Raw genomic sequence first — 16,705 nt, 5'->3', positions numbered from 1 at the left:
AAAATATGAACAAACTTACTGACCAAGCCGCCAGGCCACATCTCGCATGGCGCTTCGTGCCGCCTGGCTCACACCTGCGAGCTGGAAAAAGCCATGAATGACACCGAGATAGCGCTGGCAAGTGCATTCCACACCCTGTTCCTGGAACCGTTGATACAGGACCTCGCCTTCATCGCGCAGTGGGTCGAATTCGGCAGTAATGATGTGCGTGGGTGGCAGACCGGTGAAGTCTTCACGCCAGAGCGGACTGGCTTCAGGATGCAGTGGATCGGTTCGCGGCATATACATCTCGTAGCCTGAAAGCAGCGTGTCACGCGTGATAATGTAATCCTGCCCGTTACGGGCGTAGCTCTCAAATCTGGCGGTGGCGTCCAGCATGGGATAGATCAGCATCAGCTGTGCAGGTTGCCATTGACGGGCGGCTTTCAGGCGTAGCGCGGTGACCAGCGCCAGATGCCCGCCCGCGCTGTCACCGGCAAGCGTAATGTTTGCGCGGTCTATCCCCAGTTTATGGGCATATTTCCAGATAGTATTGGCTCCGGCTTCGGCATCGTTATGTGCTGCCGGGAAGGTGTGTTCTGGCGCAAGACGGTACTGCACCGCAATTACGCGACAGCCGCTGTAAAAAGCTAACTGCCTTAGCTGGTTATCGTGAGTAGCAAAACCACCGCTGACAAAGCAGCCGCCGTGATAATAGATAACACAGGGTAGCTTTCCCATGGTGTCCCGTGGCGAAACCACGCGAAACGTCATGGCATCGAGTTCAATATCTTCAACCTGGACGCGGGTTTCTGTTTCCCCTGCCAGCATCGTACTGGCGATGTAGCCTGCTCTCCGGTCATCAATATTCTGCTCGCGAGAAGAGGGGCGCCCCACCGCGATAAATTCCTCCACTAACTGCGCAATCCCGCTTTCCAGTGTCATTTTTATTCCCTTTATCTGTATGGATATACAGTGTTATAGCCTGGTTTGGTACGAATGGAAATGGGAAAAGTGGGCTGCGTACGATTCTGGAAAGCGGCTCGCAAAAATAGAAATCGTTCGCGTAATAACTATTTTCTCGTCAGTCTCAGGTGTATGTTGTTTGAAAAATAAGCGCGAATGATATACTGGAGGTATATGTGAGTATGATGGCTGGGATGGATATGGGCAGAATTTTACTCGATTTATCAGACGACGTGATTAAACGGCTTGACGATCTCAAGGTGCAACGCAACCTACCTCGTGCAGAACTCTTGCGGGAGGCCGTTGAGCAGTATCTGGAAAGACAGGATCGGGCTGAAACCACAATTTCGAAAGCATTGGGGCTCTGGCAAGGCTGTGAGGAAGATGGTGTTGAATACCAACGTAAACTTCGTGAGGAATGGTAATGGTCAAAGGGGCTGCGCTTTTTGATACCAATATCCTCATCGACCTGTTTAGCGGGCGAAGTGAAGCAAAACTGGCGATAGAAACATGGCCGCCACAGAACGCAATCAGTCTCATTACATGGATGGAGGTGATGGTAGGCGCAAAAAAATACCATCAGGAGGCCCGTACTCGCATTGCGCTAGGCGCTTTTAACATTATTGGTGTTTCACAGGATATTGCTGAGCGAAGCGTGAATATCAGGCAAGAATACGGGATGAAATTGCCGGATGCCATTATCCTGGCTACTGCGCAGATTCATCATCTGACACTGGTTACGCGTAATACCAAAGATTTTGCAAGCATATCCGGCGTGGTAACGCCGTATACGTTATAGTCCGGGCGACCAGCGTCGCCCGGCAGTACTGGGGTTTTATTCCCCTTCACCCGGGAACAGGAACGGGTTGATGGAGCTGCGGGCAAAGCCTTCTTGCTCCATGTGGGCGTCCAGCATAAGTGACGCGAGGTCGTCGGCCACGGCCTCGACTTTCGGGTCTTTTTCCTGGTAGAGAATCTTCAGGTAAGTCCCGCAGTCGCCGCAGCTTTCCGCTTTAATTGCCGCCTGCTCGTTATCCAGCGACCAGTAGTTCAAATCGCGGCTCTGTTCACAGTTGCTGCACTTCACGCGCACCACGTGCCATTCGGTTTCGCACAGGTTGCAGTGCAAATAACGTAGTCCCTGCGTTGTGCCGATTTGCACCACGCTGGAGACCGGCATCGAACCGCATACCGGACAGAACTGGCGTTGTTCGCCGTACTCAGCGCGCGCTTTGCCGGGGATCAGGCTTGCCATCTGTGCCCAGTAGAGCGACAGTGCAGCCCAAATAAACGGGGCTTTGTCGCTGCTGACGGAGGCAAAATCTGAGGCAAACAGCGCGCTGGCCATCAGCTCCAGTTCCTGCTCAGAGGCTTTTTCCAGATTCTCGATTACGGCCAGTGCAGGGCCGCTCATCTCCGGCTTCAGCTCAGCAATTAGCGATTGCAGCAGTTTTTGCCAATGTTTGTCGCGTGGCAGGACGTGGATATCCAGCGGCGGCTTGCCCTGATCGTTCGCTTCTTTGATACGAGCGGTCAGATCCATCTGCAGCGGATGATCGTACAGCACCACTTCTTGTGCGTGGGCGATCAGCGCGGCAAAGCGCAGATAATCGCCCAGCGGGTTGTTTTCGGCCAGCTCGCGCAGACGTTCAGCACGGCGGTTATACAAATTTTTGAGTCTGGGGAACAATAACGGCGGAATCATATCCGCCGTGCGTTTCTCGCTCGAACCCAGCTCATCTTGCGGGATTATGCGAATACTCATTCAGATGATTTTTCCTGTTTCTGGCGGACTTCACGGTACCAGCGCGGATGATGTTTCTTCGCCCACGATTTAGTAACCCATCCCTCCACCATCGCGGTAATGGTGCCTTTCACCCAAAGGGCGGCGTAAATGTGCACCATGATAACCACAATTAACGCTACTGCGGCAAATGAATGCAGCATTAACGCGAATCGGATCACCGGGATTGAGAAAGCAGGCGCAAAATACGGACGCCAGATGATCACTCCGCTCACCAGTAACAGCACCAGGAAGATAATCGCCGCCCAGAATACGCATTTCTGGCCGAAGTTATAACGTCCCGTGTCACCTACTTCCTCGTTGACGACAATCTTACGAATATTCTTCGCCCAAAAGATATCATCCCGATTGATTAGATTGTGGTGCCAGTAACGGAAAAACATGATGATAAACGAGGCAAACATGATCACGCCGACAAACGGGTGCACAATTCGCGCCAGTTGCGGCGTGCCCATGATGTGCATCAGCCAGTTAAAAGACGGGAAGAGAAAACCCATCCCGCTCACTGCCGCCAGAATAAAGCAGAAGGCGGTTACCCAGTGGTTGATGCGTTCCGGCGCCGTGTAGCGCACGATGGTGTCACGTCGTTTCATTTGCGCACCTCGTCTTTCTCTTCATGCAGATTGTCTTCTTCCTCTTCCGCACGGTTTGGACCCACACCGACGTAGTGGAAGATACTGGCCGCAAACGTCGCTGCGAAGCCGACCGCTGCCAACGGTTTCCAGATGCCTTTCCAGAACTTCACGGTGGCGCTGATTTCCGGGTTCTCCGGCAGACCGTGGTACAGATTCGGCTTGTCGGCATGGTGCAATACGTACATCACATGCGTACCGCCAACGCCTGCCGGATCGTACAGGCCCGCGTTTTCGTAGCCACGCGTTTTCAGTTCCGCCACGCGCTCACCGGCCAGCGTTTTCATCGACTCTTTGGTGCCGAAATGAATCGCCCCGGTTGGGCAAGTTTTCACGCAGGCCGGTTCTTGCCCGACCACCACACGGTCGACGCACAGCGTACATTTGTAGACGCGGTTGTCTTCCGGGTTGAGGCGCGGCACATCGAACGGACAGCCAGCAATGCAGTAGCCGCAGCCGATGCACTGCTCGGACTGGAAGTCGACGATGCCGTTGGCATACTGAATGATTGCGCCTTCAGCCGGGCATGCCTTCAGGCAGCCTGGATCGGCGCAGTGCATACAGCCATCCTTGCGGATCAGCCACTCAAGTTTGTCGTTCTGTTCCACTTCCGAGAAGCGCATCACCGTCCAGGATTTGGCGGTCAAATCAGCCGGGTTATCGTACACCCCAACGTTGTTGCCCACTTCATCACGGATGTCGTTCCACTCGGAACACGCAACCTGACAGGCTTTACAGCCGATACAGGTCGTGACGTCGATAAGTTTCGCCACCTCTTCCTGGTGATCCCGCGCCTGAGGCGCGGGGGTGAAACCGTTAGTGGCGGATCGACGAATGATGTCTTGCGATTGATAAGCCATAGGTCGTCTCCGTTACACCTTTTCCACGTTCACGAGGAAGGACTTAAATTCCGGCGTCTGCGTGTTCGCATCACCGACGAATGGCGTTAACGTGTTAGCGATAAAGCCTTTTTTCGCCACACCTTCGTAGCCCCAGTGAATCGGAATACCGATGGTATCGATATCCTTACCGTTGGCCTGTAGCGTACGAATACGTTTGGTCACCACTGCTTTGGCCTTGATGTAGCCGCGGTTAGAGGAAACTTTAACGGTATCGCCATGGGAGATGCCGAGCTTATTCGCCAGCTTCTCGCCAATTTCCACAAACTGCTCCGGCTGGGCGATGGCGTTTAGCAACGCATGCTTGGTCCAGTAGTGGAAGTGCTCGGTCAGACGATAGGTTGTACCGACATACGGGAACTTATCCGCTTTACCCAGCGCTTCCGCGTCACCCTTAAAGATACGCGCGGCAGGGTTAGAGATAACGTTCGGGTGCAGCGGGTTAGTGCCGAGCGGCGTTTCAAACGGCTCGTAGTGTTCCGGGAATGGTCCTTCCGCCATCTTATCAATAGCAAACAGGCGTCCCATCCCTTCCGGCTGCATGATGAACGGCCCAACGTCAGTACCCGGTGCGGCGGCGCTATAGTCTGGAATATCCATCCCGCTCCATTTCGCGCCATCCCATTTCAGGATCTGACGTTTTGGATCCCACGGATTCCCCTGCGGGTCTGCGGAAGCACGGTTATAAAGAATGCGGCGGTTAAGCGGCCATGCCCAGGCCCAACCCAGCGTATTGCCAAGGCCCGACGGGTCAGCGTTATCGCGTCGCGCCATCATATTACCTTCCGGCGTCCAGCTACCGGCAAAAATCCAGCAGCCGCTGGAGGTCGTGCCGTCATCGCGCAGTTGGGCGAACGAGCTGAGCTGTTGGCCTTTCTTGACGATTACCGCGCCGGTTGCCGGGTCGATAATATCAGCCAGCGCTTTCCCGTTGCTCTCCATCGCCACTTCTTCCGAAGCCGGTTCATGCGGTGTGGAGTAGTTCCAGGTCATGCTCAGCACCTGTTCCGGGTTCGCGCCACCTTGTTCGGCATACATCTTGCGCAGACGCAGGAAGATACCGGCGAGGATTTCGCCATCGGTTGCGGCAATCCCTGGGGCATCCGCGCCTTTCCAGTGCCACTGCAGCCAGCGACCAGAGTTGACGATCGAACCGTTCTCTTCGGCAAAGCAGGTGGACGGCAGACGGAATACTTCGGTCTGGATTTTCGACGGATCAACATCGTTCGACTCACCATGGTTCTGCCAGAAGGTGGAGGTTTCCGTGTTGAGCGGGTCGATAGTGATCAGATACTTCAGTTTGGACAGTGAAGCCACGACCTTGTTTTTGTTCGGGAATGAGGCGACCGGGTTAAAGCCCTGGCAGATATAGCCATTCACTTTGCCCTGGTTCATCATCTCGAAGTACTGCAGGACGTCGTACCCTTTATCCCACTTCGGCAGCCAGTCGAAGCCCCAGCTGTTTTCCGCTGTCGCTTTATCGCCAAAGAAGGCTTTCATCATCGAAACGAAGAATTTCGGGTAATTGCCCCAATAGTTTACCTGGCCTTCCAGCAGCGGTTTTGGCGTGTTGGCGGCAAGGTAGGTTTGCAGGTCGGTCTGTTTTTCGCTTGGCAGCGTCAGATAACCCGGCAGACTCTGTGACAGCAGACCAAGATCGGTCAGTCCCTGAATGTTGGAGTGACCACGCAGGGCGTTAACGCCGCCGCCGGCCATGCCCATATTGCCGAGGAGCAACTGGATCATCGCCATCGTACGGATGTTTTGCGCACCCACGGAGTGTTGCGTCCAGCCCAGCGCGTACAGGAACGATGCGGTTTTGTCTTTGGCGCTGGTTTCTGCAATGTATTCACAGACCTTCAGGAAATCGGCCTTCGGCGTACCGCAGATATTCTCTACGACCTCCGGCGTATAGCGGGAGACGTGCTGTTTGAGCAGGTTCCATACACAGCGCGGATGTTGCAGAGTCACATCGCGTTTGGCGAAGCCGTTTTCATCCAGCTCATAGTTCCAACTGGTTTTGTCATACTTGCGTTTGTCCGCGTCGTAGCCGGTAAACAGGCCATCTTCGAAGCCATAATCCTCACGCACGATCAGGCTGGCGTTGGTATAGGCCTCGGTATATTCGCGGTTGAATTTTTCGTTATTCAGCAGGTACAGCATGACGCCTGACAGGAAGGCAATGTCAGTACCGGAACGAATGGGGGCATAGAAATCAGCCACCGCTGCGGTGCGCGTAAAGCGAGGGTCAATGACAATCAGCTTGGCGCCGTTGTGAATTTTCGCTTCCATCGCCCAGCGGAACCCGACCGGGTGAGCTTCAGCGGCGTTACCGCCCATCACCACAACGAGGTTGGCGTTTTTAATGTCGACCCAGTGGTTGGTCATCGCACCGCGACCAAATGTTGGAGCAAGACTTGCTACCGTTGGTCCGTGTCAGACACGCGCCTGGTTGTCGACCGCGAGCATACCCAGCGCGCGGGAGAATTTTTGCGTCAAATAGCCGGTTTCGTTACTGGAAGCGGATGCACACAGCATCCCGGTAGAAAGCCAGCGGTTAACGGTTACGCCTTCGGCGTTTTGTGCAACGTAGTTAGCGTCGCGGTCTTCTTTCATCAGCTTAGCGATGCGGTCGAATGCTTCATCCCAGCTAATTTGCTGCCACTTATCTGAGCCTGGTGCGCGGTATTCCGGGAATTTCAAACGGCTTTCAGAGTGGATGAAGTCCACAAGACCTGCGCCTTTCGGGCACAGCGCGCCGCGGTTCACCGGATGATCCGGGTCCCCTTCAATATGGAAGATGGATGCTTTGGCGTTTTTTGCTCCGTCACCGAGGCTGTACATTAACAGCCCACAGCCAACGGAACAGTAGGTGCAGGTGTTACGGGTTTCGCGGGTACGCAGCAGTTTATATTGCCGTGTTTCCGCGAGCGCTACACCGGGTGCAAAGCCCAGTGCCGCTGCCGTGGTGCCTGCCATACCGCCAGCGCAGATCTTAAAGAACTGCCTTCTGCTGACCTGCATGGTTTGCTCCTTGTTTCGACATTGTCACGTTCCCTTCGCATTTCTGCCATGCCAACGCGTGGGAAGTGGTTGTTATTTTTCTTTGCGGACGGGACCGCAAAGGTCCAGAATTGGGTGAATTTCCCTCCGTCCAGGAGGGATTTGTAAAGAATACCACAATGTTGGTATGCGTGTTCCAATATGGTTAAAAGAAAGTGAATAAGATTATTCAAGAAAACATTAAGAATGTGACATCTCCGACAGGATCGCGCCAATTGACGCTCTGGAAGCGCGAGGATTTGCAACATCCTCAGCCTGATGAAGTCGCTGAAGAAGTGCCTGTTGCGCTGGTCTATAACGGAATTTCACATGTGGTGATGATGGCGTCACCGAAAGATCTTGAGCATTTCGCGATGGGTTTTTCACTTTCTGAAGGCATTATTGAGTCCCCGCAAGATATTTACGGGATGGACGTGGTTCCTTCCTGCAACGGATTAGAAGTTCAGATTGAGCTATCCAGCCGCCGTTTTATGGGGTTGAAGGAGCGTCGTCGCGCACTGGCTGGTCGCACCGGTTGTGGCGTTTGCGGCGTGGAACAGCTCAATGACATCGGCAAACCGGTCCAGCCTCTGGCATTTACCCAGACATTTGATCTGGCGCTCCTCGATAACGCCTTAAGGCATCTCCATGATTACCAGCCCGTGGGGCAACTGACCGGCTGTACGCACGCGGCGGCATGGGTACAGCTTTCAGGTCATCTGGCAGGTGGACATGAAGACGTTGGGCGTCATGTCGCGCTGGATAAACTGCTGGGGCGCCGGGCGCTCGAAGGGGAAACCTGGCAACAGGGCGCGGTATTAGTTTCCAGCCGCGCCAGCTACGAAATGGTGCAGAAGTCGGCAATGTGCGGCGTGGAGATTTTGTTTGCCGTTTCTGCGGCGACAACGCTCGCGGTGGAAGTTGCCGAACGCTGTAACCTGACGCTGGTGGGTTTTTGTAAACCGGGCAGGGCGACGATCTATACGCATCCGGAGCGTCTGATCGCGAAGTGACGCCACCAGGCGGCCAGGATACTGCCTGAAAATGCCAGTTCCATTATTACGGCAACGGGCGAGCCGACAATCACATTGTTCAGTAGCCAACACAGACTGCCGCACAATGTGTATCCGCGTAGTTTCCCACTGCGTTTTTGAAACGACGCAAAGGTCATCAGCAGGCTTCCCATCAGCGGCAAAATGCTCGACAGGTTTTGCCAAAGATAAACGCTACACAGCAGCGACCCCAGCATAAAACCCCACATAGCCCAGCGGTGAAACGTGACGATGGCCGTCGCGTAGCGGCATGCGGCGATGACCATTAACCCAGCCGCAGCATCTTGATCCAAAAGGGAGAAATGGATAGCGAGCAGGGAAGTGGAGGTGGTGAGCAGAGATAAGGTGATGGCCCGGCGTTGAAAATGAAAAGCGGAAATATCCAGCAAGAAGCTGATACCGGCCAGAATCTGAGAGAGAAGAAATGCGTTCATAATGTGCGCCAACCGTTGCAGAGTGGCGGGACAATACTCGACGCATTCACATAAGGCGTTAGCTTTTGTTAAGACGCTGGCGAATACGAGACAGGCTAACGGGATTAATACCGATATAGTTGGCGAGATCGCGCTGAGTGAGCTGCGACTCCCAGTCCGGGAAGTGTGTTTGTACATACCGGTAGCGCTGCTCTGGGGTATTGAGCAGCAGCATTTGCTCTTTTTTCTCTTTGTAGATCAATTGCTGAATCAGTAGCTGGGTCTTAATATCCTGATTTTCCGGCGCATCCAGCAAAGCCAAAGAAATTTCACTGGTTTCTCCTGCGGTAATCATTTGCAGACTGTAATCAGCAGGCGTTTTGGTCAGCCAGTTCAGGTACAGAAAGCAGTACTCCCCGGCAAAGTAGAACTCTTTAACCCGTTCTGAGCCATGTGGAGAGTGGTAAACCGCGCGAGCAACGCCTTGATGTAAAAAGTATATCTTGTTTTGAGGCTCACCCTGGCGATGCAACCAGGCACCCGCAGGTTGTCGCTTTTTTCGATGGCCTGGCAATAATGTTTGCGTGTGTTCAATTGACATTTTATCACTCAAATAATTTGAATAAGACAGGCAAATCCTTCCGCTTTAAGTTGTGTGATGAGATGGCTATTATTTATCACATCAAGGCACGGTGCCTTACTCAAACAACTAAGTTAAAGGGTTTATATCATGAAAAGCATCAAAACTTTTGTCGCAGTTATCGCTCTGGCTACTTCTTTCGGTTCATTCGCTGCTCAGACTGTTACCGCAACGGGTTCTACGCTGGAAAGTGCTGAAGCAAGCATTGCCGCTCAGGCTGAACGTGCAGGCGCCAGCGATTATAAAATCACCCAGGCTTACACCGGTAACCGCGTGCACATGACCGCTGAACTGCTGAAATAAGATACCTCAGTACTGTAGAAAGAGCGCCTTTGAGGCGCTTTTTTAGTTTATCCCCGCCATCCTCAACAGCGCGGTCACCACAGCGGCGGCAACGATCACCACGATCAGCGGCATTTTGCGCCATGCGAGAAAGACCGCGAAGCCAACCCCAAGAACACGCGCCATTCCAGCAAAGTGTTCACCTTCATAAAAGGTGGTTGCCAGCGCGACGGAAAACAGCAATACCGTTGCGGCATCAGAAAGCAGGGCCTGCGAGCGTTCCGAGAACGCTAAACGACTCCCCAGTTTTGCTCCGCCTAAACGCATTAAATACGTTCCCAGAGATAATATGGCGATACCAACGATAAACAGCGTCATGTTGCCCATTATTTTTTCCTCGTCAGTAAACCAAACAGTGAGAGCAGTACCGGCAGGCCCACCGGCGCGAAAGGTATAGATGCGAGCGACAGCGCGGCACCGCTACAGGCGCGGATCAGCGTGGTCCGATTTTTAAAGGCCGGAACCACTAACGCCAGCAAAATAGCCGGGAAAACGGCATCCAGACCGATGGTTTCCGGGGCCGGGAGCAGTTTGCCGACACCTGCGCCAATCAGCGTGCCAATTGGCCAGAAAATGGCGACGCCCAGGCCGCATAGCCAGTAGGCGGCTTTACGCTGTTCCGGCGTTTTTTGCGACAGGCCGAACACTACGCTTTCGTCGTTCATGATATGGCAGCCGAGGAAACTGGCGGCCCGGGAGCCCACCAGGTCACGCACCGTGACGCCAAACGGCACGTGCCGGGCGTTCACCAGTAAACCGGCAGCCGCAGCCGCCAGGGGGTTACCGCCGCTGGCGACGATGCCGATAAACATAAACTCGGACGCGCCGGCCAGTACCGTAATAGAAAGCACAAACGGTACCCACAGCGGGAAACCGTAAGCCATCGCCAGCGAGCCATATGACATGCCGACAACGCCGACGGCCAGACAGACGAGAAATATTGCTTTCAGCGTGTCGCCTTTGAGACAGGAAAAATAATGTTTCATACCATTTTAGCCATATCGAACGAATTTCCATTATAATGAACGCAACCCTTTAGCTTTACAAGTCGAACGATTTGTTCGATATAAAAAACATGGAGTCGTGAATGACCCAGCCCATCAGTATGATCGCGAAAAGCCTGGTGCGTGAACGTCAGCGCACCGGTTTGTCACTGGCAGAGATTGCCCGCCGCGCGGGGATTGCAAAATCGACGCTCTCACAGTTGGAAGCAGGAAATGGCAACCCTAGCCTGGAAACGCTGTGGTCGCTGTGTGTGGCGTTGGATATCCCTTTTGCGCGCCTACTGGAGCCGCAGGAGCAAAAAACGCAGGTGATTCGCCGCGGCGAAGGGACAAAAGTGGTGGCGGAACAGGCCCACTACCAGGCCATTTTACTGGCCGCCTGCCCACCGGGAGCGCGGCGGGATATCTATTTGCTGCTGACGCAGCCGGGCGCGGATCGTATTTCACAGCCGCATCCACCGGGATCGGTTGAACATATTATCGTGACGCAAGGTAAGGCGATGGTGGGATTGACGGAAGCGCCGGAAGAGTTAGGTGAGGGCGACTACATTTGTTACCCCGCCGATCGGGCGCATATCTTTAAAGCGTTGGAGCCGGATACTCAGGCGATTCTGGTTTCTGAGCAGAACTAACTGCTATGTTGCGTTGTGCCGGATGCGGCGCATCCGGCCTACAAGATTATTGCAGATAAAACACTTCTTTTAGCTCTGTGCTGACCGGGCTGTTGTCCGGGTTGGCTGGCATCACGTCGCGCATATGTTTCCACCAACGCTGGCAAACGTCGGTGCTGGCAACGGCATTCCAGCGCTCCTCGGACTCAATCTCAACGGTGGCGAACAGCAGATTACGCTCCTGATCAAGATAAATCGTGTAGTGATGGGCGCCGTGTTCTTTCAGTACTGATTCCAGTTCTGGCCAGATGGGATTGTGCCGACGTTGGTACTCCACGTGCGCGTCGGCGTTTACCTGCATCACAAACGCTTTGCGGATCATAACGCCTCCAGATACAGCTCGCGGACTTCATCGCGGCTGGCGATGCGCGGGTTACACGGCGCGCATGGATCGGCCAACGCTTTATCTAACCAGCCTTCAATATCCTCTTTGGTCACGCCAAGCTGGCTGAAACCGGCTGGAATACCTACCCGCTTGCTCAGGGCGCGAATGGCGTTGATGGCTTCCATGCTTGCCGCTTTATCGCTCATGCCGCGGGTATCGACGCCCATCGCCTGCGCCACGCGGGCAAAGCGAGCCTCGGCGTTCGGTCGGTTAAAATTTTCGATTATCGGCAGCAGGATGGCGTTGCAGACGCCGTGCGGCAGGTTGTGGGTTGCGCCCGGCTGGTGCGCCAGCGCATGCACCAGACCAAGACCGGCGCTGTTAAATGCCATACCCGCCAGATACTGACCAAATGCCATTTGCTCACGGGCTTCGAGGTTGTGGCCATCATCGACCGCTTTCGGTAGCCACAGATTAATCAGGCGAATGGCCTCCAGCGCATTGGCGTCAGTGAGTGGGTGCGCGCCGACGGAAACATAGGCTTCCACCGCGTGAGTCAGGGCGTCCATGCCGGTTGCGGCGGTAACGGAAGCCGGGATTTCCAGCATCACGCTGGCATCATCCACGGCGATATCCGGGATGATGTTCGGGTCGATGATCACCTCTTTAACCTTGCGAGCAGAGTCGATAATCACCGCATTGCTGGTCATTTCTGCAGCTGTACCGGCGGTAGTATTGATGGCGACCAGCGGAACGCCGGCATTTTTCACTTTGCCCACGCCGGAGTATGCGGTAGAAGGGCCTGGGTTGGCGGTCAGGATTTTCACCGCTTTAGCGGTATCGATCGGACTGCCGCCGCCAAAGGCGATAATGTAGTCACATTCTGCGCTCTGATACGTCGCAAAACCTTTCTGCACCAGCTCTTCTGTCGGGTTTGGGAACACCTCATCAAACAGGTGGTAAGACATTTGATGTTCATCCAGCGCGCTAAACAGGCTATCCAGCAGGCCCAGTTTCACCAATTGACCATCGGTAACGATCAGCGCTTTGCCCCATTGCTTATTCGCCACGAGGTTCACCATATCGGCAATCGCTCCAGCGCCATGCAGGCTAATTTTGGGTAGTGCCAACATAAAGCTCATTACTATTCTCCTTATAATGCTAGTGCGCTTGCCAGCGGAGTCACGCCAAAACGTTTGCCGAGTGCGACCAGTTCTTCACGCGTGATGGTCTGCTTCATACCGCCCATCGAATAGATTTTGACTAAAACCTCAGCGGATTTCTCAGCGGTATCGATCAAACCGAATGCTTCATCGAGGGAGGGGCCGCTGCCGAACACACCATGAAACGGCCACAGAACAAGCGAATGCTTCTGCATTTCCTGCGCGGTCGCCTGGCCGATTTCATCCGTACCCGGCACCATCCACGGCAAAATGCCGACGCCATCCGGGAACACCACCAGGCACTCGGTGCTGCCTTCCCACAGTTTGCGGGTGATCAGCGCGGTGTTGTTTTCCAGCACATAGGTCAGGGCGATCAGGTTGGTGGCGTGGCAGTGCATGATCACGCGATCTTTGCCGTTCGTCGCTTTAATGCGTTCGCAGTGAGAGAGGAAGTGGGCTGGCAATTCGGAGGTTGGCACCGCTTCGTGGGTCAGGCCCCAAAGGATGTGATAGCCCGCACCGTCGCTGTCCACTTTCACTACGCCTAAATTTGCCGCCGGATCGAGCTGAACGTTACGGAAAAATTTACCCGAGCCGGTGACGATAAATGGCGTATTCGCCAGCAATGGCATGGGTTGACTCAGCGCGATATAGCGCGGATTTTCGTGGAAATCGCCGCTAAATGGCGTGATGTCTGCTTCATCCAGGCGCAGCGTCAGGTTGCCGCCGTTACGTTCATCCCAGCCTTTCAGCCACGCATCGGATGTGGCTTTGATCATCCCCTGGACAAACCAGGAATGAGTAATGTTCTGCATGTTCGGTGCTCCCATTTATTGCCCGAAGGTTATCGGGTCTTACGTAGGCCGGATAAGCGCAGCGCCATCCGGCAATCGTGTTTTATTTATTGCCGGATGGCGACGCGGGGCGTCTTATCCGGCTTACAGATCAGGTGTCGCTATTAGCTACGTTTGCTTAGGATCTCTTTTTCATAGGCGCGAACGCTATCCAGCCACTGGCTGCCCGCTGGCGTGTCGTGGCGCTGACAATACATTTCCCAGACGGCCTGCCACGGCAGTGATTTTTGTTCTTCCAGCAGGGCCAGACGTGCGGTGTAGTCGCCGCTGGCTTCGAGCTGACGCAGTTGCTCGGTTGGTTCTAACAGCGCGCGCAGCAGGGCTTTTTTCATATTGCGGGTGCCGATAACCCATGCCGCGATGCGGTTAATGGAAGCGTCGAAGAAGTCGAGACCGATGTGTACGCGATCAAACAGGTTGTGGCGGACGATTTCGCTGGCAATAGCCTGAGTTTCATCATCCAGCAGCACCACGTGATCGCTGTCCCAGCGCACCGGACGACTGACATGCAGCAGCAGGCGCGGTACATACAGCATGGCGGCGGAGATTTTGTCGGAAATCACTTCAGTCGGATGGAAGTGTCCCGCATCCAGGCACAGCGCGGTCTGGCGGCTGGTGGCGTAGCCCATATAGAACTCGTTGGAGCCGACGGTGTAGCTTTCGGCGCCGATGCCAAACAGCTTGCTCTCAACGGCGTCAATATGGTGCGCCGGGTCGAGTTTCTCGCTGATCACTTCGTCCAGTGCTTCCAGCAGGCGCTGGCGCGGCGCTAAACGGTCAACGGTGATATCTTTCATACCGTCCGGGATCCAGATGTTCATTACCGACGGCGTACCCAACTGTTCACCAAAATACGCCGAAACGCGACGGCTGGCTTTGCAGTGGTCAATCCAGAACTGGCGAATGTGGTCATCGGCATGGGCCAGCGTGAAGCCGTCGGCGCTCAGCGGATGAGAAAAGCAGGACGGGTTGAAATCCAGCCCTAGCTGGTTTGCTTTCGCCCACTCAACCCAGTTTTTGAAGTGTTCCGGTTTGATTTGGTCGCGGGCAACCGGCGTATCGGATTCCAGATAGATCGCATGCAGATTCAGGCGTTTTGGACCCGGTATCAGGCTCAGCGCCTGCTCCAGATCGGCACGCAGTTCGGTCGCGTTGCGCGCTTTACCGGGATAATTGCCGGTAGCCTGAATTCCGCCAGTGAGCGAGCCTTCCGGGTTTTCGAAACCGGCGACGTCATCGCCCTGCCAGCAGTGCATGGAGACCGGCAGACGATCGAGCTGGCGTAAGGCCGCCTCGACATCAATACCTACCGCGGCGAAACGCAGTTTTGCCAGTTCCCAGGCTTGTTCAAGTTGAGTGGTCATGCGCAAAGCTCCTTTATCTGTCGTAGTGATTGAAACTGCGCCTGGTAGTGGGCAATTTCACTTTCCGGATTGGGAATGAAGGTGGTCAGGTCGTAGTTGGCACGCACTACCTGACGGAAATCATCGACGTTGTTAAGCTCGTCCAGCGTCATCAACTGGATGCCGATGTTGCCGAGCGTGGAGGCCTCAATCGGCCCGGACATAACGCGAATACCGCAGGCATCCGCGCACAGCTGATTCAGTAACGCGTTCTGGCAACCGCCACCAACAATGTGCAATTGGCTAAACGCTGCGCCACGCAGGTCCGCCAGCTCTTGCAGAATGTCGGCATACAGCAGCGCCAGGCTGTCGAAGATACAGCGCGCCAGTTCGGCGTTTTGCAGAGGAACAGGTTGGCCCGATTCACGACAGGCCGCCTGAATTTCCGCACTCATATCGTCGGGGTTGATAAAGCGATCGTCGTTCGGGTTTATCAGGAACTGGCAAGCCGGCAGCGCTTGCGTTTCGGCGATAAGCGTTGGCAGGTCGTCGATCTGACGCTCTTTTAATACGCGCTGGAGCAGCCACAGCCCCATAATATTTTTCAGTACCCGGTAGCGCCCTTCCGCGCCGCCTTCGTTGGTAATATTCGCCGTCAACGCCGCATCGTTGGTATACGGCGTTCTGCTCTCAAACCCCATCAGCGACCAGGTGCCGGAAGAGAGATACGCGCTGTTTTTATCGGCGAGCGGCGAAGCAATGACCGCGCTGGCCGTGTCGTGACTGGCAACCGCCACGACCGGAATTTGATTTTTCTGCGGGCAAATCCAGTGGCCAATGACGTTCCCCGGATGCGTCGGGCGACCAAACCAGGCTTTGTCTGCCCCGGTCCACGCCAGCAGCGTGTCATCCCAGTCGTCGGTATTGATATTGACTAACTGGGTGGTGGTGGCATTGGTGTATTCCCAGTTCATTTCACCGGTCAGGCGAAAACTGAAGTAGTCGGGGATCAGCAGGGCATGCGCCACCTGCGGGAGCAATTCTGGTTGCTGTTCAACCAGCGCGCGCAACTGATACAGGGTGTTAAAGGGGAGAAATTGAATACCGCTACGCCGGTAAATCTCGTTTTTACCCGGTTGCACCATCGCCTGCGACATAATGCCTGTCGTGCGATTATCACGGTAAGAGATCGGCAGACCGACGCGCTGACCGGCGTTATCGACCAGCACGTAATCCACCCCCCAGGTATCAATACCGATGCTGTCTATCAGAATGCCTTCATCGCAGACTTTCTTCAGACCCAGACGAATGTCGTTTTCCAGGCTGTCGATGTCCCAGGTGTCAAAACCGTCCGTTTTTTGTAGGCAGTTAACGAAGCGGTGGATTTCACGCAGCGTCAGGGTGCGGTGTTCACTGTCGTAACGCGCCAGCATTACGCGCCCGCTGGATGCGCCGAGATCGACAGCGACACAATGGCGAAAAGTCATAGCGAGGTCCTTCTGAGTTTTATTGCACTCAGTCTAAGAACCCCCGATAAGACGTACCTTCTTAACAGTGACAGGCACAATTAGCGGCT

The 16,705-nt window shown here is 54.7% G+C and carries 19 protein-coding genes; 5 read left to right on the top strand and 14 right to left on the bottom strand.

Annotation, left to right across the window (positions count from 1 at the left end; genetic code table 11):
- Nucleotides 1–15: 15 nt before the first annotated feature.
- A complete protein-coding gene (locus tag M4I31_RS23160) occupies nucleotides 16–924 on the bottom strand; it encodes an alpha/beta hydrolase (RefSeq protein ID WP_085049710.1) in 909 nt (302 codons plus the stop codon).
- Between the two features lie 203 nt (nucleotides 925–1,127).
- Here M4I31_RS23160 and M4I31_RS23155 point away from each other — a divergent pair, with 203 nt between their 5' ends.
- The gene (locus M4I31_RS23155) at nucleotides 1,128–1,370 is read left to right on the top strand and encodes a CopG family transcriptional regulator (RefSeq protein ID WP_001523745.1); all 243 of its coding nucleotides are present in this window, start codon (nucleotides 1,128–1,130) and stop codon (nucleotides 1,368–1,370) included.
- Nucleotides 1,370–1,744, top strand: coding sequence for a type II toxin-antitoxin system VapC family toxin (locus M4I31_RS23150; RefSeq protein WP_085049711.1), 375 nt, complete (start codon nucleotides 1,370–1,372; stop codon nucleotides 1,742–1,744). The genes M4I31_RS23155 and M4I31_RS23150 overlap by 1 nt, the downstream gene beginning before the upstream one ends.
- A 36-nt stretch (nucleotides 1,745–1,780) precedes the next feature.
- On the opposite strand, the gene fdhE is transcribed toward M4I31_RS23150, so the two are convergent.
- Genes fdhE through fdnG form a run of 4 tightly spaced genes read right to left on the bottom strand, consistent with a single transcriptional unit; the run spans nucleotide 1,781 to nucleotide 7,304 of the window.
- On the bottom strand, nucleotides 1,781–2,710 hold the full coding sequence (fdhE, locus tag M4I31_RS23145) for a formate dehydrogenase accessory protein FdhE (RefSeq protein ID WP_006686145.1): 930 nt from the start codon (nucleotides 2,708–2,710) through the stop codon (nucleotides 1,781–1,783).
- Nucleotides 2,707–3,342, bottom strand: coding sequence for a formate dehydrogenase cytochrome b556 subunit (gene fdoI / locus M4I31_RS23140; RefSeq protein WP_038635897.1), 636 nt, complete (start codon nucleotides 3,340–3,342; stop codon nucleotides 2,707–2,709). Before fdoI ends, fdhE begins: the two co-directional genes overlap by 4 nt.
- A complete protein-coding gene (fdoH, locus tag M4I31_RS23135) occupies nucleotides 3,339–4,241 on the bottom strand; it encodes a formate dehydrogenase O subunit beta (RefSeq protein ID WP_003028691.1) in 903 nt (300 codons plus the stop codon). The genes fdoI and fdoH overlap by 4 nt, the downstream gene beginning before the upstream one ends.
- A 12-nt stretch (nucleotides 4,242–4,253) precedes the next feature.
- Complete coding sequence (gene fdnG / locus M4I31_RS23130; protein ID WP_137350704.1) at nucleotides 4,254–7,304, bottom strand: formate dehydrogenase-N subunit alpha; 3,051 nt, start codon at nucleotides 7,302–7,304, stop codon at nucleotides 4,254–4,256.
- A 194-nt stretch (nucleotides 7,305–7,498) separates the two neighbouring features.
- On the opposite strand from fdnG, the gene fdhD reads away from it, so the two are divergent.
- Complete coding sequence (gene fdhD / locus M4I31_RS23125) at nucleotides 7,499–8,335, top strand: formate dehydrogenase accessory sulfurtransferase FdhD (RefSeq protein WP_085049712.1); 837 nt, start codon at nucleotides 7,499–7,501, stop codon at nucleotides 8,333–8,335.
- On the opposite strand, the gene M4I31_RS23120 is transcribed toward fdhD, so the two are convergent.
- Entirely contained in the window at nucleotides 8,302–8,808 is a 507-nt protein-coding gene (locus M4I31_RS23120) for a YgjV family protein (protein ID WP_085049713.1), read from the bottom strand. The two genes, fdhD and M4I31_RS23120, sit on opposite strands and share 34 nt — an antisense overlap.
- 58 nt (nucleotides 8,809–8,866) lie before the next feature.
- Nucleotides 8,867–9,388: a Crp/Fnr family transcriptional regulator gene (locus tag M4I31_RS23115; RefSeq protein WP_085049714.1), complete on the bottom strand. Its 522-nt coding sequence runs from the start codon at nucleotides 9,386–9,388 to the stop codon at nucleotides 8,867–8,869.
- 129 nt (nucleotides 9,389–9,517) lie between these two features.
- Here M4I31_RS23115 and M4I31_RS23110 point away from each other — a divergent pair, with 129 nt between their 5' ends.
- The gene (locus M4I31_RS23110) at nucleotides 9,518–9,730 is read left to right on the top strand and encodes a DUF1471 domain-containing protein (protein WP_038635907.1); all 213 of its coding nucleotides are present in this window, start codon (nucleotides 9,518–9,520) and stop codon (nucleotides 9,728–9,730) included.
- A gap of 42 nt (nucleotides 9,731–9,772) precedes the next feature.
- On the opposite strand, the gene M4I31_RS23105 is transcribed toward M4I31_RS23110, so the two are convergent.
- On the bottom strand, nucleotides 9,773–10,096 hold the full coding sequence (locus M4I31_RS23105) for an AzlD domain-containing protein (RefSeq protein ID WP_038635909.1): 324 nt from the start codon (nucleotides 10,094–10,096) through the stop codon (nucleotides 9,773–9,775).
- Nucleotides 10,096–10,755 carry an AzlC family ABC transporter permease gene (locus M4I31_RS23100; RefSeq protein ID WP_038635911.1) on the bottom strand — a complete coding sequence of 220 codons (660 nt, stop codon included), beginning with the start codon at nucleotides 10,753–10,755 and terminating at the stop codon, nucleotides 10,096–10,098. Before M4I31_RS23100 ends, M4I31_RS23105 begins: the two co-directional genes overlap by 1 nt.
- A gap of 101 nt (nucleotides 10,756–10,856) precedes the next feature.
- On the opposite strand from M4I31_RS23100, the gene M4I31_RS23095 reads away from it, so the two are divergent.
- Complete coding sequence (locus M4I31_RS23095; protein ID WP_003825255.1) at nucleotides 10,857–11,405, top strand: helix-turn-helix domain-containing protein; 549 nt, start codon at nucleotides 10,857–10,859, stop codon at nucleotides 11,403–11,405.
- Nucleotides 11,406–11,451: 46 nt separating this feature from the next.
- On the opposite strand, the gene rhaM is transcribed toward M4I31_RS23095, so the two are convergent.
- The 5 genes from rhaM to rhaB form a co-directional block, all read right to left on the bottom strand.
- On the bottom strand, nucleotides 11,452–11,766 hold the full coding sequence (gene rhaM, locus M4I31_RS23090; protein WP_085049715.1) for an L-rhamnose mutarotase: 315 nt from the start codon (nucleotides 11,764–11,766) through the stop codon (nucleotides 11,452–11,454).
- Complete coding sequence (fucO, locus tag M4I31_RS23085; protein ID WP_038635920.1) at nucleotides 11,763–12,911, bottom strand: lactaldehyde reductase; 1,149 nt, start codon at nucleotides 12,909–12,911, stop codon at nucleotides 11,763–11,765. Before fucO ends, rhaM begins: the two co-directional genes overlap by 4 nt.
- A gap of 11 nt (nucleotides 12,912–12,922) precedes the next feature.
- Nucleotides 12,923–13,747: a rhamnulose-1-phosphate aldolase gene (gene rhaD, locus M4I31_RS23080; RefSeq protein ID WP_085049716.1), complete on the bottom strand. Its 825-nt coding sequence runs from the start codon at nucleotides 13,745–13,747 to the stop codon at nucleotides 12,923–12,925.
- Nucleotides 13,748–13,890: 143 nt separating this feature from the next.
- Nucleotides 13,891–15,150, bottom strand: a complete 1,260-nt coding sequence (gene rhaA / locus M4I31_RS23075; RefSeq protein ID WP_042313455.1) for an L-rhamnose isomerase — start codon at nucleotides 15,148–15,150, stop codon at nucleotides 13,891–13,893.
- Nucleotides 15,147–16,616, bottom strand: coding sequence for a rhamnulokinase (gene rhaB / locus M4I31_RS23070; RefSeq protein ID WP_085049717.1), 1,470 nt, complete (start codon nucleotides 16,614–16,616; stop codon nucleotides 15,147–15,149). Before rhaB ends, rhaA begins: the two co-directional genes overlap by 4 nt.
- Nucleotides 16,617–16,705 lie beyond the last annotated feature (89 nt).

Origin of the sequence: Citrobacter sp. XT1-2-2 (assembly GCF_023516235.1) — a bacterium.
Classification (GTDB): domain Bacteria; phylum Pseudomonadota; class Gammaproteobacteria; order Enterobacterales; family Enterobacteriaceae; genus Citrobacter; species Citrobacter werkmanii.
This window is presented reverse-complemented; position numbering and strand designations above follow the sequence as displayed.